This is a genomic window from Aurantimonas aggregata, from assembly GCF_010500835.1.
Classification (GTDB): domain Bacteria; phylum Pseudomonadota; class Alphaproteobacteria; order Rhizobiales; family Rhizobiaceae; genus Aurantimonas; species Aurantimonas aggregata.
In genome coordinates, this window is the sequence record NZ_JAAAMJ010000009.1 from 24,231 (window position 1) to 45,072 (window position 20,842).

Consider the following 20,842-nt stretch of genomic DNA (forward strand, 5'->3'; position numbering starts at 1 on the left):
CCAATCCAATTCGAACGCTGTCGGACGCGAACGGCGACGATAGAATCAGGCCGTTAACATCCGATCAACCAAATGCGGCGCGATTTCCGCGAGGCGCGCCCGATCCATCAGTATGAGACGCTTCGTATCTGGCACGATCAAGACCGATGATACGGATGACCGGCGAGAATGGTGACCGCGCGGTATAATTGCTCGGCGAGGAGAATGCGGACGATCTGGTGCGGAAATGTCATGCGCCCGAGCGACAGGACGAGGCCGGCACCGCTCCGCAGCGATTCGTCGTGTCCGTCCGGACCGCCAATGAGAAGGCCGAGGTCGCGCTGGCCGCCGTCGCGAAAGCCGGCGATCGCATCGGCGAATTCCTGCGAACTCATCAGGCGGCCGGTTTCGTCGAGGACGATCCGCGCGGCGCCTTCCGGCAGGGAGGCGGCGAGACGCTGGGCCTCGTCGCGCTTTCGCTCGGGTGACGTGCCGAGCCGCGATTCCGGGTGCTCGGAAAGGCCCTGGTAGTCGAGCCCAAGGGGCGGGCCAGCCTTCTTCAGCCGGTCGAAATACCGGTCCGCGAGCTCGCGCTCCGGGCCGGCCTTCATTCGACCGACGGCCGCAATGGTCAACCGCATCGGCCGCGCCTTTCCGGCCGAAGCCCTGACACAGGCAATGAAGCGACGGTCAGTGGACCGTCGCGTCTCCGCTGTCGCCGACGGACCACATCTTCTCGATATTGTAGAAGCTGCGGACTTCCGGGCGGAAGACATGGACGATGATGTCGCCCGTATCGATGAGCACCCAGTCGCCGTTTGCGAGGCCTTCCACCTTTGCCATCCCGAAGCCTTGTTCCTTCAGGTCGCGCAAAAGGTGATCGGCGACAGCCGTCACATGGCGGTGCGATCGTCCGGAGACGATGACCATGTGGTCGGCAAGGGCCGATTTGCCCCGCATGTCGATGGAGACGATTTGCTCGCCTTTCGAGTCTTCAAGGCTCGTCATGACGAGATCGAGAGCGTTCCGACCGACCGATATGTCGGTGGCGGGCGCGTCGGAAGGAGTGGTCGTGAAGACGTCCTTCGCTTCAGCCGCAGGTCGCAGTGTCGTTGTCCCTTTCCTCGGACGGGGGCGCGGCAGAGGCCGCACCGCAATTCTTAATGTAGGCAGTGTTCCGTGTCTGTTTCAAGACGTCAGGGCAGATCCCGTGCGGATCGACGTCGAAGAGGCGGGTGAACGCGGCCCGTGCAGGAACACCCAGGCCGGCGGATCCCGGAACGGCAGCGACGCGGCGTCCCGTTCGGCGACGCGCGAGCGGTCGAGGAAACGCGCCATCGGCGCCGAGAGGGCGGCAAGGCTGGCGCCCGGCCGATCGACCACGGCGATCGGCAGGCTCGCGGCGATCCGGCGCCAGTCCTGCCAGCGGTGGAACGAGGCGAGGCTGTCGGCGCCCATGATCCAGACGAAGCGAACAGCCGGACGGCGGAGAAGCAGGAGATCGACGGTGTCGGCGCTGTAGCGGATGCGATGTGCGGCCTCGAAGGCGGTCACCGCCATGTGCGGCCCCTCGGCGACTGCCCGCACCGCGGCCAGCCGCTCGGCAAGCGGGCGCAGATGGCCGTGGTCCTTCAGCGGGTTGCCCGGCGTGACGATCCACCAGACCCGGTCGAGGCCGAGCCGGCGACGGGCGATCTCCGCCACCAGGCGATGCCCTGCATGGGGCGGGTTGAAGGAGCCACCGAACAGGCCGATCCGCATGCCGCGCTCGGCATGGGGAATCGCCAGGGCTGCAGGGTCGACCGCGTCCGCCTCGACGACCCCCTTCCCGCGATGGTTCACGGGCGCATCTGGCCGGATCCGCGGACGCGGTAGTTGAAGCTGGTCAACTGCTCGACGCCGACCGGCCCGCGCGCATGCATCTTGCCGGTGGCGATGCCGATCTCGGCGCCCATGCCGAACTCGCCGCCATCGGCGAACTGGGTCGAGGCGTTGTGCAGCAGGATGGCCGAGTCGATGCCGGCAAAGAAGGCGTCAGCCACGCGGATGTCCTCGGTGACGATCGCCTCGGTATGGTGTGAGGAATGCGCCTCGATATGGGCGATCGCCCCTTCCACCCCGTCGACCAGCGCCACCGAGATGATCGCGTCGAGATACTCGGTATCGAAATCGGCCGCGCTCGCGGGCTCGGCAGTGGGATAGCGCTCGCGCACCTCTTCTGTGGCGCGGATCTCGCAGCCGGCGAAGCGCAGTGCCTCGAGGATGGGCAAGAGATGCGTGGCGGCCACCTTGCGATCGACCAGCAGGGTCTCGGCCGCGCCGCAGATGCCGGTCCGGCGCATCTTCGAATTGACGACGAGGTCGACGGCCATGGCGAGGTCGGCGGCGCGGTCGACATAGACGTGGCAGAGGCCTTCCAGATGCGCAAAGACCGGCACCCGCGCCTCGTCCTGGACCCGCGCCACCAGCGAGCGGCCACCGCGCGGCACGATGACGTCGAGATTGCCGCCGAGCCCCTTCAGCATCTCGCCGACCGCGGCGCGGTCGGTGGAGGGAACGATCTGGATCGCATCCTCCGGCAGCCCGGACTTGACGAGCCCGGCTACCAGGGCAGCGTGGATAGCCGCCGAGGATCGCGACGAATCCGAGCCGCCGCGCAGGATCACCGCGTTGCCGGACTTGAGGCAGAGCGCCCCGGCGTCGGCGGTGACGTTCGGCCGGCTCTCGTAGATCACGCCGATGACGCCGAGCGGCGTGCGGACCCGTTCGATCTCGATGCCGTTCGGACGCGTCCAGGCATCGATGCGCGCGCCGACCGGATCGGGCAGCGCCGCGACGACGCGCAGGCCCTCGGCCATCGCCGCGATGCGGCCGGCATCGAGCGTCAGCCGGTCGATCAGGGCCGGCGCCATCTGCGCGGCGTTCGCCTGTTCGAGATCAGCCGCATTCGCCGCCAGGATCGCCGGCTGCGCTCCGAGGATGGCGTCGGCCATCGCCTCCAGCGCGGCATTCTTCGTGGCAGTCGGCGCCAGCGCCAGCTGGCGCGCAGCCGCCCGCGCCCGCACGCCGATGTCCTGCATCAGATCCACAACACTCGTCGTCGTGTCGGCCTGGTCCAGCATGGTCACGTCTCCTGCCTGGCTTGCACTCACGGGGCGGCCAGCACCGCCGGCTGCTCGGCCGTCGGCTCCATCACCAGATCGTCGCGATGGATCATCGCGCTGCGCCCTTCATAGCCGAGCACCGTCGCCACCTCGGCCGAGCGAAGCCCGGCGATACGTTTAGCGTCTTCCGCGTCGTAGGCGACCAGCCCGCGCGCCACTTCGTGGCCGCCGGCATCGAGCACGGTGATCGTGTCGCCGCGCCGGAACGCGCCCTCGACCGACGTCACGCCGGCGGGCAGCAGGCTCTTGCCGGACTGCAGCGCGCGGACGGCGCCGGCATCGACGACGAGACGTCCGGTGGCGTTCAGGTGCCCGGCAATCCAGCGCTTGCGCGCGGTGACCGGGTTGATCAGCGGCCGGAACAGGGTCGCGCGTTCGCCGCGCTCGATGGCGCCGAGCGGATAGAGCCGGTTGCCGGCGGTGATGATCATCGCGGCGCCGGCGCCGGTGGCGATACGCGCCGCGTCGATCTTGGTCTTCATGCCGCCGCGCGACAGTTCCGAGCCGGCCGACCCCGCCATCGCCTCGATCTCCGGGGTGATCGCCTCGACCAGCGGAATGTGCGTAGCGTCCGGATTCTGCGCCGGCGGCGCGGTGTAGAGCCCGTCGACGTCGGAGAGCAGCACCAGGAGATCGGCGTCGATCATCACCGCGACCCGCGCCGCCAGCCGGTCGTTGTCGCCGTAGCGGATTTCCGAGGTCGCGACGGTATCGTTCTCGTTGATCACCGGCACGGCACCGAAGCCGACCAGCGTGTTGATTGTCTCGCGGGCATTGAGATAGCGGCGGCGCTGCTCGGTATCGCCCAGCGTCAGCAGGATCTGGCCGGTCTCGATGCCGTGCCGCCCGAGGATTTCCGAATAGGTCCGCGACAGCGCGATCTGGCCGACCGCCGCCGCGGCCTGGCTCTCCTCGAGCTTCAGCGGGCCTTTCGGCATCGACAGGATCTGGCGCCCGAGCGCGATCGCGCCCGAGGAGACGACGAGGATCTGCCGCCCGTCGGCGGCAAGCCGCGCAATGTCCTCGCCGAGCGATTCCAGCCAAGTGCGCTTCAGCCCGCGGGCCGGATCGACGAGCAGCGAGGAGCCGATCTTGACGACGACCCGGCGATACCCGGCGAGAAGATCGCTCATTCTTCCTCGCCTCCCCGATGACCGACGGCGAAACGGTCGGGCTCGGGAAGCGAGCCGTCCGAGGTGAGCCCCGAAATCTCGCGGCGGAGCGACCGGAGCGCCTCGGTCATGCCCTCGCGGGTGACCGCCGACAGGGCCAGGACGGGCCCTTCGGCAACGGCCTGGAGCGCCGCCATCTTTTCCTCGCGCGCCTCGTCGGTCAGCGTGTCGACCTTGGACAAAGCGACGATCTCGGGCTTTTCGGCCAGGCCGTGCTCGTAGGCCGCCAGTTCGCGCCGCACCGTGACATAGGAGCCGGCGACGTCCTCTTCCGTCGCCGAGACGAGATGCAGGAGCACGCTGGTGCGCTCGACATGGCCGAGGAAGCGGTCGCCGATCCCGACGCCTTCATGGGCGCCCTCGATCAGGCCGGGAATGTCGGCGATGACGAACTCGGTATCGTCGATCTTGGCGACGCCGAGGCCCGGATGCAGCGTGGTGAACGGATAGTCGGCGATCTTCGGCCGGGCCCGCGTGACGGTGGCGAGGAAGGTCGACTTGCCGGCATTGGGAAGGCCGACAAGGCCGGCATCGGCGATCAGCTTCAGCCGCAGCCAGATCGTCAGTTCCTCGCCTTCGAGGCCGGGATTGGCGCGGCGCGGCGCCTGGTTCACCGAGGTCTTGAAATAGGCGTTGCCGAAGCCGCCATTGCCACCGGCCGCAAGGCGATGGCGCTCGCCGACCGTCGAGAGGTCGCAGATCAGCGTCTCGTTGTCGTCGGCGAAGACCTGGGTGCCCGCGGGCACCTTCAGCGTCACGTCGGCACCGCCGGCGCCGTGGCGGTTGCGGCCCATGCCGTGGCCGCCGGTCTTGGCCTTGAAATGCTGCTGGTAGCGGTAGTCGATCAGCGTGTTCAGCCCGGCGACCGCCTCGATGTAGATGTCGCCGCCGCGGCCGCCGTCGCCGCCGTCCGGGCCGCCGAACTCGATGAACTTCTCGCGCCGGAAGGAGACCGAGCCGGCCCCGCCGTCGCCGGAGCGGATGTAGACCTTGGCCTGGTCGAGGAACTTCATCGGGTGGCTCTTTCGCTGCGCGGCGGTCGTGAGCGGCGTGACGCCTTCATAACCGCAAGGGGTTCGATTGGAAACGCCGGGTCTCAGCGCTGCACGAGGGCGGCTTCGCTCTTGGCGAAGGTCACCGCCGAGGTGGCGACCGGGATCCCGAACTTCGAGATCGTGACATGGTTGGCGAGCGTGCCGTCGCCGTTGTCGCTCATCACGTGCCGGAAACGCAGGAGCGTGTCTCCGCCGCCGGGGGCGTGTCCGTCATAGGCGAGCACGGCGCCATCCTCCGTTGCCCAGCCGGTCACCGGAACGGGCGACGACAGTTTGCCGTCGCCGTCCTCGGTCGCGACCGTGCCGGTGTAGACACCGGCCGGGCTGCGCGACAGGTCCCAGCGCTGCAGGCGCGCGCCGTCCTCGAAGACGAACCGCTCGTCGAGCCGGAGCCGCTCCGCCGCGCGCCGGCCTTCGAAGCTCGCGGTGAACGGTTCCTCGAACAGCAAGGCGGTCCGGACCGTGCCTTCCGAGACGGACCGGCCGTCGAAGAAATCCGCCAGCGAGAACCCGTCGGCAACCGGCGCCGGCGCATCGCCGCAGCCGGCGAGCGGTAATGCCAGCACGAGCGCCGCTGCGACATGCGATCGCCGCTTCGACGGGAAGTGACGAGATAGCCGCCCGGTCACTTGCCCCATGCCTTCAGCGCCGTCCAGGTGCCGCGGTCGAGGTGATATTCCTCGACCGAGACGCGGCCCGCCGACACCGTGTCGAGAATCCCGGTCCGACGCAGCTGGAAGCCGCATTTCTCCAGCACCCGCCGCGACGCCGCATTGATCACCCGGCAACTCGCGCAGACACAGTCAATGTCGGAGGCGACGAAGGCGAAATCGACCAGCGACTGCGCCGCCTCGGTGGCGTAGCCCTTGCCCCAGTGCTCGCGGCCGAACCAGTAGCCGAGCACCACCGCGGTCCCGTCCGGACGCGGCTTCAGCCCGGCGACGCCGATCAGCCGGTCGTCGGCGGCCGCAACGATGGCGCGGATGAACTCCTCGCCCGGATCGGCGACGAAGGCGCGGGCATCGGCCAGGCGGTAGGGGTGCGGGATGCGCGCGGTCATCGTCGCGACGCCGCGGTCGTTGGCCTGGCGGGCGATCGCCTCGGCATCGTCCGGCCGCAGCCGGCGCATCGACAGGCGCGTCGTGCGCAACCGTCTGTCATCGTTGACGAAGGCGCTGGGCGCCAGTTCTTCGGACGTCATCGCATCGGCCCTCCGGCATGCGAAAAGGGGAGATGGCGATCCATCTCCCCTTTTTCAGCCCTGAGATCCGATTTGGTCGGAGGCTTCAGAGCGCCGGGTCGTTGGAACGCCGGCGCTTGTAGGCTCCGGTCACTCGGCTGCTTCGGCTTTCGGCAGGACGGCCACGAAGGTGCGGCCATTCGCCTTGTGCTGGAATGCGACATTACCCTCGGCCTTGGCGAAGAGGGTGTGATCCTTGCCAATGCCGACATTGGCGCCTGGATGCCAGCGCGTGCCGCGCTGACGAATCAGGATGTTGCCCGGAATTACGGCTTCGCCGCCGAACTTCTTCACGCCAAGGCGCTTGGACTCAGAATCGCGACCGTTGCGCGACGAGCCGCCTGCTTTCTTATGTGCCATCGTTGTTCTCCTTGCCTGTCACGGCTCGCGGGGAATAGGCCCCGGGGCTTAGTTCTTCGCCAGTTCCTGGGCCTGGCCGCGCCAGTCTTCGATCTGCGCCGTGCTGAACGGCATGTTCGCGTCGATGCGGGCGACGTCTTCGTCGGTCAGCGCCGCGATCTGGGCAAAGGTGGTGATGCCCTGCTCGTTGAGCTGCTTCTCGGCCGCCGGGCCAACGCCCTTCAGCTTCGTCAGCTTGTCACTGTCGCCGCTCGCCGCCGTGAACAGCGGCGCAGCCGAAGCGGCCTGCTCGTCGGTGGCGGTCGCCTCGGCGGCGGCAGCCGGCTTGGCAGCACGGGTCGGCCGATCGGCCTTGGTCTTGGTCGGCGCCTGGCCGTCGGTCAGGATCTCGGCAATGCGGATCATCGTCAGGTCCTGGCGATGGCCGCGGGTGCGCTTGGAGTTCTGGCGACGGCGCTTCTTGAAGGAGATGACCTTCTTGCCGCGGGTCTGCTCGACGATCTCGCCGGTCACGGAAGCGCCTTCGATGAACGGCGCGCCGATGGTCGAGCCGACCATCAGGACTTCCTTGAACGTCACGAGATCACCGGCCTCGCCGGGCAGGCGCTCGATGGTGAACTGGTCGTTGGCAGCAACGCGATATTGCTTGCCGCCGGTTTTGATGACTGCGAACATTTTATCTCCGTTCGTTAGATCGGCTCTCGGACGCACGGTCCGGACCGTCTTCTTGTCAGTCGTTGCGGATAGGGCGAACACAAACGGGGCGCAGTCGAACCACGCCCACAATCTTCGCGCGTCCATAGCAACGGGGCCGGCGAAGGTCAAGTTTGGAAGGGCGCCTCGCGCCACCTTCAGCCGGCAAAGCGGCAGGCCGTCGGCATCGACGGGGCAGCCGCGACGGCGCCGAGGGAACTTCGCTCTCCCCAGGCGGTTGGCTTCGAGACCGTTCCTAGCGCATTCGCGAGGCTTTTGCAGCCGGATCGTGACGGAACATCCGAAACAACGACATTTCCGGAGACCGATATGGTTCGCTTCGCCGCCCTCGCCCTTGCCTCCGCCTCGCTTGCAGCAGCCGCCTCCGCGCCCGCAATGGCCCAGGATGCGCCCGCCCGCCAGAACTTCGCGGCCTGCACGACCCAGCAGGATCTCGAGCAGATCCTCAACAGCGACGGTCAGCTGATGCCGGACGGCTGCCGCAGCCTGTCGATCACACCGGTGCGCAGCGAGAACGGCACGCTGTGCGTCATCGACTTCTCCGGCGAGAGCCAGGGCGTCTTGCAGAACCTGCGCGATGCGGCGTCGCCGGACCAGTGGTGGGTCCAGTGCGACAGCCTCATCGAAAACGCCGGCTGACCGATGTTCTTCGACAGCTGGTACGACCTCTGGCGCATCATCGTCGTCGGCATCCTCGCCTATGTGGGGCTGGTGTTCCTGCTCCGGGTCACCGGCAAGCGCACGCTGTCGAAGATGAATGCCTTCGACCTGGTGGTGACGGTGGCGCTCGGTTCGACGCTGGCGACGGTGCTGCTGAGCAGCGACGTGTCGCTGGCGGAGGGTCTCCTCGCCTTCGTGCTGCTCTGCGGCCTGCAATATGCGGTGGCGACCGCCTCAGTGCGGTCGGACCGTTTCCAGTCGATCATCAAGGCAAAGCCGTCGCTGCTTTTCCATAATGGTCGTTTCATCGGTCCGATGCTGCGGGAAGAACGGGTGACGGAGGAGGAAATCCTCGCTGCCGTGCGCAGCCAGGGCCATGTCGATCTCGACAAGGTCCTGGCCGTGGTGCTGGAGACCGACGGCTCGTTCAGCGTGCTGACCGGCTCAAGCGCTTCCGGCAGCAGCGCGCTGCGGACCGTGACGGGCGAGACCGGCACTGCCTGACGCCGGCGCCGATGCACGGTATTTTCGTCAAGTCTTAACCATCCCCAGCAATTGCGCCCGGGCTGCGGCCGGGAAGCACCACAATTTAAGCTTTGCTGCCCAGGGTCGGTGGCTTCCGACGTCCCCGGACGTCTCGACGCCTGAGACTGTGCGATGGCTCTGCCAACTCCGACGGTTCTTCGCCGCAACGCGCTGCTGATGCTCGTCCTGATGGGCCTTGGCGCTTGCGCTTCGGGGCCGCGCCTGCGGCCGATGACGGCGCATGAATGCATGACGCGGGTGATGTATTTCGAATCGAACCGCTCGAGCCAGGACGGGATGCTGGCGGTCGGCACGGTGGTGATGAACCGGATGGAGAGCGGCCTCTACCCGAAGACCGTCTGCGGCGTCGTCGGCCAGAAGAAGCAGTTCGCGCCCGGCGTTCTCTCCAAGCCCATGGCGAAGGGCAAGGACCTCGCCTCCAAGATGGCGACGCGCGTGCTGCGCGGCGAACGCCATCCGGGGGTGCGCAAGGCGATGTTCTTCCACACCGCCGGCATGACCTTCCCCTACACCAACATGCACTACCAGATCGTCGCCGGCGGCAATGCCTTCTACGAGAAGCGCAAGAACGCCCGGCGCGTGTCCGACCCGCCGTTCCGCAACCCGCAAGAGCGGGCCGCCGCCCGCGAGGCGCCGCGCAGCGTCAGCTATAGCGAAACGCGGGCACCGGCGCCGCGCCCGGTCGCGGTGCGGCAGCAGGCCCCTGCCCCAAGCACGCCATCAAATCAGCTCGAGCCGATGTCGGTAGAGGACCTGATCCTGCTCAACGGCGGCTGATCCGGAACGAGCGATCCCGCGTCCGGGCGGCCTCCGCCATCAGCTCGACTGGCCGCCATGCACCGCGTCGTAGGCGGCGATGGCCCGGTCGGCCCGGGTCCGGACCGTGCGCGCGTCGTCGCCCGGCCGGTAGAGCGAGGAGCCGAGGCCGAAATGCCGGACCCCGATCCGCGCATAGGCGGGAAAGTCGGCTTCCGACACGCCGCCGACGGCGCCGACCGGCAGATCGGCCGGCAGTACGGCGCGGATCGCCGCGATGCCGGCGGGGCCGAGGACGCTCGCCGGGAAGAATTTAAGCGCCGAAGCGCCCGCGGCGGCTGCCGCCAGCGCTTCGGTCGGCGTGAACACGCCGGGCATCGTCACCATGCCGTGGTGAGCGGCGCGGGCAAGCACTTCCCTGTCGACATTCGGGCTGACCAGCAGCCGCCCGCCGGCTTCCGCCAGCCGGTCCACCGATACCGTATCGAGCACCGTGCCGGCGCCAATCAGGAGGCCGGGCGGCGCAATCCGCGCGGCGGCCGCGATGGAGCGGAACGGCTCCGGCGAGTTCAAGGGGATCTCGATCGCCTCGAACCCCGCCTCGATGAGGGTCGCGACGATGCTCTCGCAATCGGCCGGCGGCAGGCCGCGCAGGATCGCCACGAGATCGCGCCGCAGCGCCGGCCAGGCGACAGGTTTGGTCAAGACAATATCTCCCGGGAGCAGGCAAGCAGCCCCGCCTTCACGGCGTGCTCGGCATCCTCGGGCTCCACTGCCATTTCCGCCGCCTCTGCCGCAAGCCGATAAACCTCCAGCAGCGGACCGGAGGCCACCAGGGTCATGCGGTCGATCCCGCCGAACCGGCTTCGCGCCCCGGCAAATTCCAGCCCTACGAGGAGACCCGAGAGCGCTGCACCGCCGTCGCCGCTGTCCCCCACGCCGAGCAACCCGCCGGCGCGGATGGCGAACAGCCGGTTGGTGAACTCGGCCGGCCGTTCCAGCCCGGCGAGAAAAGCCGCGCGGAACCGATCGGGGTCGAAGGGCGCGGCGGGATCGGCCACCGAGTGCTTGAGGATCGTGTGGCCGCTGGCGGCGGCGAAGAGGTCACCGGTGACGAAGGTGGCGAAGCGCTCGATGTGGCCATCGCCGAGAACCACCCATTTCGAGTGGGTGCCCGGCAGGCAGACGATCTGCGTTTGCGACCGCTCGGGCAGGCCGAGCAGTTGAGTCTCCTCGCCGCGCATGACGTCCGGCGCTTCGCCGAGCCGCTGCGCCACGCCGGGGAGGATGTAGACCGGTCGGGGATGACCCGGCACATGGCACGCTTTGGCGGCGATGGCCGCCACACTCGCCGGCGTATCTGCATACGGCGCCTCGACCCAGCCCTGGCGGGCGCCGACCATGCCGCAGGCGACGACCGGCAAATCGGCGGGCGCTTTCAGCGCCGCGAGATGCGCTTCGAGGATCGCGGCGAAGCTGTCCGGACCGGCAGCCAGCATCCCCTCCTCGCTCCGCCGCTCGGAAAGCACGGTCCCAGCCTCGTCCACCAGCCACAGGCGGAAGCTCGACGTGCCCCAGTCGACGAGGGCGCAGAAGGGGCTCAATGCCTATCCCCGGCACGGTCGTGTAACGGCTCGACGATGTGCCGGCGGCCCAGCATGAAGGCGTCCGCCACGTGCCGGAGCGGTGACACGTCGACATCCGATTCCCGCGCCGCAATGAGCTCGGCGAAGCGGGCGTAGATTCCGTCATATTCGGCCTCGGGCGCCTCGCTCACCACCCCATTATCGATGGCAAGGGATGCGCCGCCGGAGGACAGGATGAGCTTCCCCGCATCGGTCTCGACCGCGATATCCCAGGTCTGCGGCCCGGTCTGCCGCCAGTCGAAGAGCGCCTCGGCAGTCACGTCGGAAGGACCCTGGAAACTGAGCCGCGCCGCGATCGGCGCCGCGCGGTTCTCTGGGAAGGACAGTTCGGCTCCGGTGAGCCAGATCGGCACCGGCAGGATTCGCGTGAGGATCGACAGCGCGTTGATGCCGGGGTCGAAGACGCCGAGCCCGCCCGGCTCCCAGATCCAGTCCTGGCCGGGATGCCAGTGGCGCACGTCCTCCATCCAGTCGATGCGGACCGAGCGGATCGTCTTGCCCGCCAGCCAGTCGCGCGCCGGCTCGACACCGGGCGCAAAGCGCGAATGCCAGGTGGCGAAGAGGGTGACGCCGCTCGCGTCGGCGATCCGCGTCAGGTTCTCGATCTCCGACAACGTCGCGCCCGGCGGCTTCTCGAGCAGAACATGCTTGCCGCGCCCCAGCGCCTCCGCGGCGATGGCGTGCCGGGCCTGCGGCGGCATGCACAGCGCCACTGCCTCGATCTTCGGCATCGCGTCGAACATCTCGGCCGCCGTCGCGAAGTTTTCGACGCCGTCGAGACGCGCGTTGCGGCTGGCCGCCGCGACCAGCCGGAAAGCCGGGTTGCGGGCGATCGACGGCAGGTGCTGGTCGCGCGCGATCTTGCCGACGCCGACGATGGCGAGCGCTGTCGGAGCCGTCATTCAGTGCCTTCCCCTGCTCGCCCCGCCATTGTCAGGCGCGGTTCTTGTTGTAGACGTCGAAGATGACGGCGAGCAGCAGGACGAGACCCTTGATCACCTGCTGGTAGTCGATGCCGATGCCGAGGATCGACATGCCGTTGTTCATCACGCCCATGATGAAGGCGCCGATCACCGCGCCGACGATGGTGCCGACGCCGCCCGACATCGACGCGCCGCCGATGAAGACCGCGGCGATGACGTCGAGCTCGAAGCCGAGCCCGGCCTTCGGCGTCGCGGTGTTCAGCCGGGCGGCGAAGACCAGGCCGGCCAGCGCCGCGAGCATGCCCATGTTAGCGAAGGTGAGGAAGGTCAGCCGCTCGGTCTTGATGCCCGAGAGCCTTGCAGCCTTCTCGTTGCCGCCCAGCGCATAGACGCGCCGGCCGATCGTCGTCTTCGAGGTGACGAAGGAATAGACCCCGATCAGGAGCGCCATGACGATGAGCACGTTGGGAAAGCCGCGGAAGGTCGCGAGCAGCCAGCAAAGATAGAGGATCGCGCCGGCCAAGATGACGTTCTTGGCGAGGAAGAAGCCGAGCGGTTCGTCGTCGTGGTCGTCCGATCGGTTGCGCAGGCGGGAGCGGAGCGCGAGGGTCAGCATCGTGCCGGCAAGGAGGATGCCGAGGAACAGCGACAGGAGGTTGATGCCGTCGCCGCCGAAGATGTCCGGCAGGAAGCCCGAGGAGATCAGCTGGAAGCCGCGGGGGAACGGGCCGACCGACTGGCCGGCCAGCAGCCAGAGTGTCAGCCCCTTGAAGACCAGCATGCCGGCCAGCGTCACGATGAAGGACGGAATGCGCCAATAGGCGATCCAGTAGCCCTGCATCGCGCCGATCGCCGCGCCGACGGCAAGGCAGATGAAGCCGGCGATGAGATAGTTCATGTCCCACTGCACGATCATCACCGCCGCGAGCGCGCCGACGAAGCCCATGACCGAGCCGACCGACAGGTCGATATGGCCGGCGACGATGACCAGCAGCATGCCAAGTGCCATGATGATGATGTAGCTGTTCTGCAGCACCAGGTTGGTGAGGTTCACCGGCTTCAACAAGATGCCGTCGGTCATCACCTGGAAGAACGCCATGATGACGATCAGCGCGATCAGGATGCCGTATTCGCGCATGTGCCGGCGGATGAAGCCGGCCGAGACGGCGGCACGCCGTTCGGGCTTTTCGAGCGGCACCGGGCTGTGGGTCGCTTCCTGGGACATGGCTGATCCTCAGTTCCTGTGGCCGGCGCGGATGATCGTCGCCATGATCTTTTCCTGCGAGGCATCGGCTGTCGCCATCTCGCCGGCGAAGCGGCCCTCGTTCATGACGTAGAGCCGGTCGGTGATGCCGAGCAGCTCGGGCATCTCGGAGGAGATCACGACGATCGCCTTGCCGCTGGCGGCAAGCTCCGCGATGATCGCGTAGATCTCGTATTTCGCGCCGACGTCGATGCCGCGCGTCGGCTCGTCGAGGATCAGCACTTCCGGCCCGGCGAACAGCCATTTGGCCAGGACGACCTTCTGCTGGTTGCCGCCGGAGAGATTGACGACTTCCTGGCCGACGCTCGAGCTCTTGATGCGGATCCGGTCGCGATAGTCGCGCGCCACGGCAAGCTCCCGCCCCTCGTCGACGACGATGCCATTCGAGATGCCGGCCAGACGGGCGAGCGGGATGTTGCGCCGGATCGTCTCGTCGAGGACGAGCCCGTAGGTCTTGCGATCCTCGGTGGCGTAGCAGAGGCCGGCGGCGATCGCCTTCGAGACGGTGGAGAGGTCCACCGGCTTCCCGTGGATCTTCGCCGCGCCGGAAATGCCGACCCCGTAGGAACGGCCGAAGAGGCTCATCGCCAGTTCGGTGCGCCCGGCGCCCATCAGCCCGGCGATGCCGACGACCTCGCCGCGCCTGACGTGGAAGCTGACGCCGTCGACGACCTTGCGGTCGCTGTGCAGCGGGTGGTGGACCGTCCAGTCCGCCACCTCGAACACTGTCTCGCCGATCGCCGGATGGCGCGGCGGGTAGCGGTCGGTGAGGCTGCGGCCGACCATGTCGCGGATGATCGCCGCCTCGCTGACGTCCTTGCCATCGAGGGTCGAGACGGCTGCGCCGTCGCGCAACACGGTGATCGTGTCGGCGACCCTGGCGATCTCGTTCAGCTTGTGGGAGATCAGGATCGAGGCGATGCCGCGCGCCTTGAACTCCAGGAGGAGCTTCAGCAGCGCCTCGGAATCGGTCTCGTTGAGGCTGGAGGTCGGCTCGTCGAGGATCAGGAGCTTGACCTCCTTCGACAGCGCCTTGGCGATCTCGACCAGCTGCTGCTTGCCGAGGCCGAGATCGGTCACCCGCGTCTGCGGCGTTTCCTTGAGGCCGACGCGCTTGAGCAGGTCGCGGGTGCGCGCGAAGGTGGCCGACCAATCGATGACGCCGCGGCTTGCCTGCTCGTTGCCGAGGAAGATGTTCTCGGCGATCGACAGCAGCGGCACCAGCGCCAGCTCCTGATGGATGATGATGATACCGAGGCGCTCGGAATCGGCGATGCCGGAGAAACGGCACTCCTCGCCCTGGAAGCTGATCGAGCCCTCGTAGGAGCCGTGCGGATAGACGCCGGACAATACCTTCATCAGCGTCGACTTGCCGGCGCCGTTCTCCCCGACCAGCGCGTGGATCTCGCCCTCGGCCACCTTCAGGCTGACGTCGTCGAGCGCGACGACGCCGGGAAAGGTCTTGCTGATGCCGTGCATCTCGAGGATGGTCGTCATGGTGGTTCGGTCCGGAGGGTGCGGTGCGGACAGGCCGGTGCCGCGGCTGGAGCCACGGCACCGAAAAGCGTGGCGCCTTGCGGCGCTACTGGATCTGCTCGGTGGTGTAGTAGCCGCTGTCGACGAGCGCCTCGGTGATGTTGTCCTCGGTCACCAGCACCGGCTTCAGGAGGTAGGACGGCACCACCTTGACGCCGTTGTCGTAGGTCTCGGTGTCGTTGACCTCGGGCTCCTCGTCGCTGAGCAGCGCGTCGACCATCGCGACGGTCACCTTGGCGAGTTCGCGCGTATCCTTGAAGATCGTCGAGGACTGCTCGCCGGCGAGGATCGACTTCACCGAGGGGATCTCGGCGTCCTGGCCGCTGACCACCGGCATTTCGAGATCGCCCGAGCCGTAGCCGACGCCCTTCAGCGACGAGAGGATCCCGATCGACAGGCCGTCATAGGGCGACAGCACGGCATCGACCTGATCGTCGGTGTAGTGGGCGGAGAGGAGGTTATCCATGCGGGCCTGGGCGACCGAGCCGTCCCAGCGCAGCGTGCCGACCGTGTCCATGCCCATCTGGCCGCTCTTGACCACGAGCTTGCCGGAATCGATGTGCGGCTGCAGCACGCTCATCGCGCCATCATAGAAGAAATAGGCGTTGTTGTCGTCGGGCGAGCCGCCGAACAGCTCGATGTTGAACGGGCCTTCCTCGTTCTTGAGATCGAGCGCGTCGACGATCGACTGGGCCTGCAGCACGCCGACCTGGAAATTGTCGAAGGTCGCGTAATAGTCGACGTTCTCGGAGTCGCGGATCAGCCGGTCATAGGCAACCACCGGGATATCGGACGCGGCCGCATTGGCGAGCACGTTCGACAGCGTGGTGCCGTCGATCGAGGCGATGACCAGCGCCGAGACGCCCTTGGTCACCATGTTCTCGATCTGCGCCAGCTGGTTCGGGATGTCGTCCTCGGCATATTGCAGGTCGGTCGCGTAGCCGGCCGCCTCGAACTGCTCGACCATCGAATTGCCGTCGGCGATCCAGCGGGCCGAGGATTTGGTCGGCATGGCGATGCCGATCGTGCCCTTGTCCTGGGCGAGCGCGCCGGTCGGCAGCGCGAACGCCATCGCGGCGGCTGCCAGTCCTGCCATCAAGGTCTGCGTCATTCTCATGGTCAATTTCCTCCCTGACCGTCTGCCGGCGCTGGGGCGCGCCGGCCTCGATGTGGTTCATCCCGCAACGACCGCGTCGCGCTCCCCGTCCGGATGTCTTGCTGAATCGGCGATCTCGCTGCCGGCCTCCCCACCGGGCGCGTAGAGGGCCATTACGACGTCGTCGAAGGCGCTCTCGATCAGTCGCCGCATGAAGAGTTCCGACGCCTCGCCGTCGCCGGCGACGATCGCGTCGCGCACCCGGCCGTGCTGGCGCACCGTCTCGTCCTGCGGGTTCTGCCGCCAGGACAGCGAAAACGAGATCGACAGGCTGCGTTCGATCATCGCGCCGAGCGAGACCAGCATCGGATTGCCGGTGGCCTCCAGGACGACGCGGTGAAAGGCGAGATCGGCGGCGATCAGGGCGGGCGAGCCGCGCGGGTTGTCGCGCATGCCGTCCAGCGCCTCCCCCAGCCGCCGCGCCTGGTCGGGCGTGATACGCTGCGAGGCGAGGCGCGCGGCGGCCGGCTCGTTGATCAGCCGCATCTCGTAGAGCCCGTCGATGAAGGGCCGCCCGAAGGCCGTGGTGACGTGCCAGCCCATCACGTCGGGGTCGAGCATGTTCCACTCGATCCGCTCGCGCACCTTCGTTCCGACCTTGGGACCGACGCTGATCAGGCCCTTGGCGACGAGATGGCGGATCGCCTCGCGCACCACGGTCCGCGACACGCCGTACTGGGTCTGGAGTTCCTTTTCGGTCGGAAGCACTTCGCCGCAGGCGAGCACGCCCGAGGTGATCTTGCGGCCGAATTCCGCCGCCAGTGCCACCGTCCGGTTCGACCGCTTCGGGCCGATCGCCGCTTCCGCCTGCATCTTAAAAGTGGCCTCCCGCCCTCCACAATGATCGTATCAATGCGGGAAGATCTGCCGGCTGACAAGGGGGTGCTGCGGCATCGCGCCGCCGAAGATCGTACGATCACCGGTTTTCACGTTGCTTATGCCCGGACGCGCGTCGGCAAGACGTTGAACGATGCGGCATTTAATGTATACGTCATGCAAATGTCGCAGGTCCGCTCGGGCGGTGCGACGGGACGTTCCGGAGATACGATGACCCAAGACAAGACGGCGAACCGCCTTCGATCCCGCGCCTGGTTCGACAATCCGTCCAATCCGGACATGACCGCGCTCTATCTGGAACGCTACCTGAACTTCGGCCTCAGCCTGGAAGAGCTGCAGTCGGGCCGGCCGATCATCGGCATTGCCCAGACCGGCTCCGACCTCTCGCCCTGCAACCGTCACCACCTGGAACTTGCCAAGCGGGTCCGCGAAGGGATCCGCGAGGCCGGCGGCATCGCCATCGAGTTTCCGGTTCACCCGATCCAGGAGACGGGAAAGCGCCCCACCGCCGGGCTCGACCGCAACCTCGCCTATCTCGGCCTGGTCGAGATTCTCTACGGCTATCCGCTCGACGGCGTGGTGCTGACGATCGGCTGCGACAAGACCACGCCGGCCTGCCTGATGGCGGCGGCGACCGTCAACATCCCGGCCATCGCGCTGTCGGTCGGGCCGATGCTGAACGGCTGGTTCCGCGGCGAGCGCACCGGCTCGGGCACGATCGTCTGGAAGGCCCGCGAGCTGATGGCGACGGGCGAGATCGACTACCAGGGCTTCATCAAGCTCGTCGCCTCCTCGGCGCCGTCCACCGGCTACTGCAACACGATGGGCACGGCGACGACGATGAACTCGCTGGCCGAGGCGCTCGGCATGCAGCTGCCGGGCTCGGCGGCGATCCCGGCGCCCTACCGCGACCGCCAGGAGATCAGCTATCTCACCGGCAAGCGCATCGTCGACATGGTGCACGAGGACCTGAAGCCCTCGGACATCCTGACGCGCGAGAACTTCATCAACGCCATCCGCGTCAATTCGGCGATCGGCGGCTCGACCAACGCGCCGATCCACCTCAACGCGCTTGCCCGCCATGTCGGCGTGGAGCTGTCGATCGACGACTGGCAGACCTATGGCGAGGAGATCCCGCTGCTGGTCAACCTGCAGCCGGCGGGCGAATATCTCGGCGAGGACTACTACCACGCCGGCGGCGTGCCGGCGGTGGTCAACCAGCTGATGACGCAGGGGCTGATCCATGAGGACGCGCCGACCGTCAACGGACATTCGATCGGCGACAATTGCCGCGGCGCGCGGATCGAGGACGAGAAGGTGATCCGGCCGTTCGACCAGCCGATCGTGCAACATGCGGGCTTCCGCGTGCTGCGCGGCAATCTGTTCGATTCCGCCATCATGAAGCTGTCGGTGATCTCGCCGGAGTTCCGTGAGCGCTATCTCTGCAATCCGGGCGACCCGATGGCCATCGAGGGCGTCGCCGTCGTGTTCGACGGGCCCGAGGACTACCACGCCCGGATCGACGACCCGGCGCTCGCCATCGACGAGCATTCCGTCCTGTTCATGCGCGGCGCCGGCCCGATCGGCTATCCGGGCGGCGCCGAAGTGGTGAACATGCGCGCGCCCGATTACCTCCTGAAGCGTGGCATCCACTCGCTGCCCTGCGTCGGCGACGGACGCCAGTCCGGCACGTCCGGCTCGCCGTCGATCCTCAATGCCTCGCCCGAGGCGGCGGCGGGCGGCGGCCTCGCGATCCTGCGGACCGGCGACCGGGTGCGGCTCGATCTCGAGCGTGGCACGGCCGACATGCTGGTTCCCGAGGAAGAGATCGCGGAGCGTCGCCGCGATCTGGAGGCAGCCGGCGGCTATTCGTATCCGGCCCACCAGACGCCATGGCAGGAGATCCAGCGCAGCTTCGTCTCGCAGTTCGAGACCGGCGCGGTGCTGGAAAACGCCGTCGCCTACCGGCAGATCGCCCAGGGCGGCGTCGACGGCAAGAACCCGCTTGTTCCGCGCGACAACCACTGAACCCGTGACGCCAGCACGAACAGGAAGCAAGACATGAGCAAGCGCCTCGAGGGCAAGATCGCCGTCTGCACCGCCGCCGGCCAGGGCATCGGCCGCAAGGTCGCCGAGACCTTCCTGAGCGAGGGCGCGACGGTCTTTGCCTCCGATCTCGACGAGAGCAAGCTCGATGGCCTCGACGGCTTCGGCGACGTGCGCACTATGGCGCTGGACGTGACCAACAGCGAGGCCGTCGCGGCCTATCTCGCCGGGGTGGAGACGCCGGACATCCTGTTCAACTGCGCCGGCTACGTCCATCACGGCACGGTGCTCGACTGCGACGAGAAGGCCTGGGACTTCTCCTTCGACCTCAACTTGAAATCGATGCACCGGACGATGTCGGCGGTGCTGCCGCGCATGGTCGAGAAGGGCGGCGGCTCGATTATCAACATGTCTTCGGCGGCATCCTCCATCAAGGCGGCGCCCAACCGCTACGTCTACATGGCGACCAAGGCGGCGGTCATCGGCCTGACCCGCTCGGTCGCCATCGACTTCATCCGCAGCGGCATCCGCTGCAACGCCATCTGCCCCGGCACGATCGAATCGCCGTCGCTGGAGGGACGCATCGAGGAACTCGGGAGAACCGTCGGCGGCACCGACAAGGCCCGCACGATGTTCATCGAGCGCCAGCCGATGGGCCGCCTCGGCACGCCGGAGGAGATCGCGCATCTTGCCGTCTATCTCGCCTCCGACGAAAGCCGCTTCACCACCGGCACGACGCAGCTGATCGACGGCGGCTGGTCGCTCTAGGGCACCGCTTGCAGGCAGGGAGGAACACGATGCGCATTTTGATACTGGGCGCCGCCGGCATGGTGGGACGCCGGCTCATCGCGGCGCTCTGCGCCGAGGGCAGCATGGAGGGCCAGGCGATCACGGCGATCGACGCCTTCGACGTGGTCGCCGCCGACCTGCCGCCCTGCGACGGGGTCACCATCAACTCGACCGCCGGCGACATCGCCGACCGGGCCACCGTGGAGGCGCTCGTCGCCGAACGGCCGGAAGTGATCTTCCACCTTGCCGCCATCGTCTCCGGCGAGGCCGAGGCGGATTTCGAGAAGGGCTACCGGATCAATCTCGACGGCATGCACCATCTGCTCGAGGCGATCCGCCAGACCGGCGGGGCGTACCGGCCGCGGCTGGTGTTCACCTCGTCGATCGCGGTGTTCGGTTCGCCCTTCGAGGCGCAGATCACCGACACCTTCCTCTGCGCCCCGCTGACCAGCTACGGCACCCAGAAGGCGATCTGCGAGCTGCTGCTGTCGGACTATACCCGCAAGGGCTTCGTCGACGGGGTGGCGATCCGCCTGCCGACCATCGTCGTGCGGCCCGGCAAGCCCAACAAGGCGGCGTCCAGCTTCTTCTCCGGCATCATCCGCGAGCCGCTGGCCGGGCACGAGGCCGTTCTCCCCGTCGACGACGAGGTGCGCCACTGGGTGGCGAGCCCCGCCGCCGCCGTCGGCTTCCTGCTGCACGCGGCCACCATGGACACCGACATGCTGGGGCACCGCCGGGCGCTGAGCATGCCGGGCCTGTCGGTGACGATCGCCGAGATGATCGAGGCGCTGCGCGAGGTCGCCGGCGAGGAGGTCGTTGCCCGGATCCGCCGCGAACCGGACGCCACGATCGAGAAGATCGTCGCCGGCTGGCCGCGCGACTTCGATGCCAGGCGCGCCACCGAGGCGGGCTTTACCGCTGATACCGACTTCGCCAGCATCATCCGCGCCCATATCGCCGACGAAGCGGCGCGGGGCGCGTGACGATGGCCGGCGA

23 protein-coding genes are annotated in these 20,842 nt (G+C 67.7%); 6 read left to right on the forward strand and 17 right to left on the reverse strand.

The annotated features are described in order from the left end of the window. Nucleotides 1–137: 137 nt before the first annotated feature. From rlmH to GTW51_RS12810, 10 genes are all read right to left on the reverse strand, one after another. Complete coding sequence (gene rlmH, locus GTW51_RS12765; RefSeq protein WP_163044322.1) at nt 138–620, reverse strand: 23S rRNA (pseudouridine(1915)-N(3))-methyltransferase RlmH; 483 nt, start codon at nt 618–620, stop codon at nt 138–140. Between the two features lie 49 nt (nt 621–669). Further along, nucleotides 670–987, reverse strand: a complete 318-nt coding sequence (rsfS, locus tag GTW51_RS12770; protein WP_163044323.1) for a ribosome silencing factor — start codon at nt 985–987, stop codon at nt 670–672. A 180-nt stretch (nt 988–1,167) separates the two neighbouring features. Continuing rightward, nucleotides 1,168–1,821, reverse strand: coding sequence for a nicotinate-nucleotide adenylyltransferase (locus GTW51_RS12775; protein ID WP_425483251.1), 654 nt, complete (start codon nt 1,819–1,821; stop codon nt 1,168–1,170). Further along, nucleotides 1,818–3,101: a glutamate-5-semialdehyde dehydrogenase gene (locus GTW51_RS12780; RefSeq protein ID WP_163044324.1), complete on the reverse strand. Its 1,284-nt coding sequence runs from the start codon at nt 3,099–3,101 to the stop codon at nt 1,818–1,820. The genes GTW51_RS12775 and GTW51_RS12780 overlap by 4 nt, the downstream gene beginning before the upstream one ends. Before the next feature lie 26 nt (nt 3,102–3,127). Then, entirely contained in the window at nt 3,128–4,276 is a 1,149-nt protein-coding gene (gene proB / locus GTW51_RS12785; RefSeq protein WP_163044325.1) for a glutamate 5-kinase, read from the reverse strand. Next, entirely contained in the window at nt 4,273–5,328 is a 1,056-nt protein-coding gene (gene obgE, locus GTW51_RS12790) for a GTPase ObgE (protein ID WP_163044326.1), read from the reverse strand. The genes proB and obgE overlap by 4 nt, the downstream gene beginning before the upstream one ends. Before the next feature lie 83 nt (nt 5,329–5,411). Then, the gene (locus tag GTW51_RS12795; RefSeq protein WP_163044327.1) at nt 5,412–5,936 is read right to left on the reverse strand and encodes a DUF3833 family protein; all 525 of its coding nucleotides are present in this window, start codon (nt 5,934–5,936) and stop codon (nt 5,412–5,414) included. Nucleotides 5,937–5,995: 59 nt separating this feature from the next. Further along, a complete protein-coding gene (locus GTW51_RS12800) occupies nt 5,996–6,571 on the reverse strand; it encodes a GNAT family N-acetyltransferase (protein WP_163044328.1) in 576 nt (191 codons plus the stop codon). Nucleotides 6,572–6,700: 129 nt separating this feature from the next. After that, entirely contained in the window at nt 6,701–6,970 is a 270-nt protein-coding gene (rpmA, locus tag GTW51_RS12805; protein WP_163044329.1) for a 50S ribosomal protein L27, read from the reverse strand. A gap of 48 nt (nt 6,971–7,018) precedes the next feature. After that, nucleotides 7,019–7,645 carry a 50S ribosomal protein L21 gene (locus tag GTW51_RS12810; RefSeq protein ID WP_163044330.1) on the reverse strand — a complete coding sequence of 209 codons (627 nt, stop codon included), beginning with the start codon at nt 7,643–7,645 and terminating at the stop codon, nt 7,019–7,021. 348 nt (nt 7,646–7,993) lie between these two features. Between GTW51_RS12810 and GTW51_RS12815 the strand changes: the two genes are divergently transcribed. From GTW51_RS12815 to GTW51_RS24615, 3 genes are all read left to right on the forward strand, one after another. Next, entirely contained in the window at nt 7,994–8,323 is a 330-nt protein-coding gene (locus GTW51_RS12815; protein ID WP_163044331.1) for a hypothetical protein, read from the forward strand. A gap of 3 nt (nt 8,324–8,326) precedes the next feature. After that, complete coding sequence (locus GTW51_RS12820) at nt 8,327–8,848, forward strand: DUF421 domain-containing protein (RefSeq protein ID WP_163044332.1); 522 nt, start codon at nt 8,327–8,329, stop codon at nt 8,846–8,848. A gap of 153 nt (nt 8,849–9,001) precedes the next feature. After that, nucleotides 9,002–9,667: a cell wall hydrolase gene (locus GTW51_RS24615; protein WP_425483252.1), complete on the forward strand. Its 666-nt coding sequence runs from the start codon at nt 9,002–9,004 to the stop codon at nt 9,665–9,667. 39 nt (nt 9,668–9,706) lie between these two features. Here GTW51_RS24615 and GTW51_RS12830 read toward each other — a convergent pair whose 3' ends face one another. The 7 genes from GTW51_RS12830 to GTW51_RS12860 all read right to left on the reverse strand — a co-directional run bounded on the left by GTW51_RS12830 (nt 9,707) and on the right by GTW51_RS12860 (nt 16,984). Beyond that, nucleotides 9,707–10,351 carry a 2-dehydro-3-deoxy-6-phosphogalactonate aldolase gene (locus tag GTW51_RS12830; protein WP_163044333.1) on the reverse strand — a complete coding sequence of 215 codons (645 nt, stop codon included), beginning with the start codon at nt 10,349–10,351 and terminating at the stop codon, nt 9,707–9,709. Continuing rightward, the gene (locus GTW51_RS12835; RefSeq protein ID WP_163044334.1) at nt 10,348–11,250 is read right to left on the reverse strand and encodes a 2-dehydro-3-deoxygalactonokinase; all 903 of its coding nucleotides are present in this window, start codon (nt 11,248–11,250) and stop codon (nt 10,348–10,350) included. Before GTW51_RS12835 ends, GTW51_RS12830 begins: the two co-directional genes overlap by 4 nt. Next, nucleotides 11,247–12,194: a Gfo/Idh/MocA family protein gene (locus GTW51_RS12840; protein ID WP_163044335.1), complete on the reverse strand. Its 948-nt coding sequence runs from the start codon at nt 12,192–12,194 to the stop codon at nt 11,247–11,249. Before GTW51_RS12840 ends, GTW51_RS12835 begins: the two co-directional genes overlap by 4 nt. A 31-nt stretch (nt 12,195–12,225) precedes the next feature. Further along, the gene (mmsB, locus tag GTW51_RS12845; RefSeq protein ID WP_425483253.1) at nt 12,226–13,353 is read right to left on the reverse strand and encodes a multiple monosaccharide ABC transporter permease; all 1,128 of its coding nucleotides are present in this window, start codon (nt 13,351–13,353) and stop codon (nt 12,226–12,228) included. Between the two features lie 96 nt (nt 13,354–13,449). Then, nucleotides 13,450–14,976, reverse strand: coding sequence for a multiple monosaccharide ABC transporter ATP-binding protein (gene mmsA, locus GTW51_RS12850; RefSeq protein WP_163044337.1), 1,527 nt, complete (start codon nt 14,974–14,976; stop codon nt 13,450–13,452). A gap of 85 nt (nt 14,977–15,061) precedes the next feature. After that, nucleotides 15,062–16,132 carry a multiple monosaccharide ABC transporter substrate-binding protein gene (chvE, locus tag GTW51_RS12855; protein ID WP_163044338.1) on the reverse strand — a complete coding sequence of 357 codons (1,071 nt, stop codon included), beginning with the start codon at nt 16,130–16,132 and terminating at the stop codon, nt 15,062–15,064. Between the two features lie 57 nt (nt 16,133–16,189). Further along, nucleotides 16,190–16,984 (reverse strand): FadR/GntR family transcriptional regulator, encoded by a 795-nt coding sequence (locus tag GTW51_RS12860; protein ID WP_163044339.1) that lies wholly within the window; start codon nt 16,982–16,984, stop codon nt 16,190–16,192. 234 nt (nt 16,985–17,218) lie between these two features. Here GTW51_RS12860 and GTW51_RS12865 point away from each other — a divergent pair, with 234 nt between their 5' ends. Genes GTW51_RS12865 through denD form a run of 3 tightly spaced genes read left to right on the forward strand, consistent with a single transcriptional unit; the run spans nt 17,219 to nt 20,829 of the window. Next, nucleotides 17,219–19,036: an IlvD/Edd family dehydratase gene (locus GTW51_RS12865; protein ID WP_163044340.1), complete on the forward strand. Its 1,818-nt coding sequence runs from the start codon at nt 17,219–17,221 to the stop codon at nt 19,034–19,036. Nucleotides 19,037–19,069: 33 nt separating this feature from the next. Further along, on the forward strand, nt 19,070–19,822 hold the full coding sequence (locus GTW51_RS12870) for an SDR family oxidoreductase (RefSeq protein WP_163044341.1): 753 nt from the start codon (nt 19,070–19,072) through the stop codon (nt 19,820–19,822). A 29-nt stretch (nt 19,823–19,851) separates the two neighbouring features. Beyond that, nucleotides 19,852–20,829, forward strand: a complete 978-nt coding sequence (gene denD, locus GTW51_RS12875; RefSeq protein WP_163044342.1) for a D-erythronate dehydrogenase — start codon at nt 19,852–19,854, stop codon at nt 20,827–20,829. The last annotated feature ends 13 nt before the right edge of the window (nt 20,830–20,842 follow it).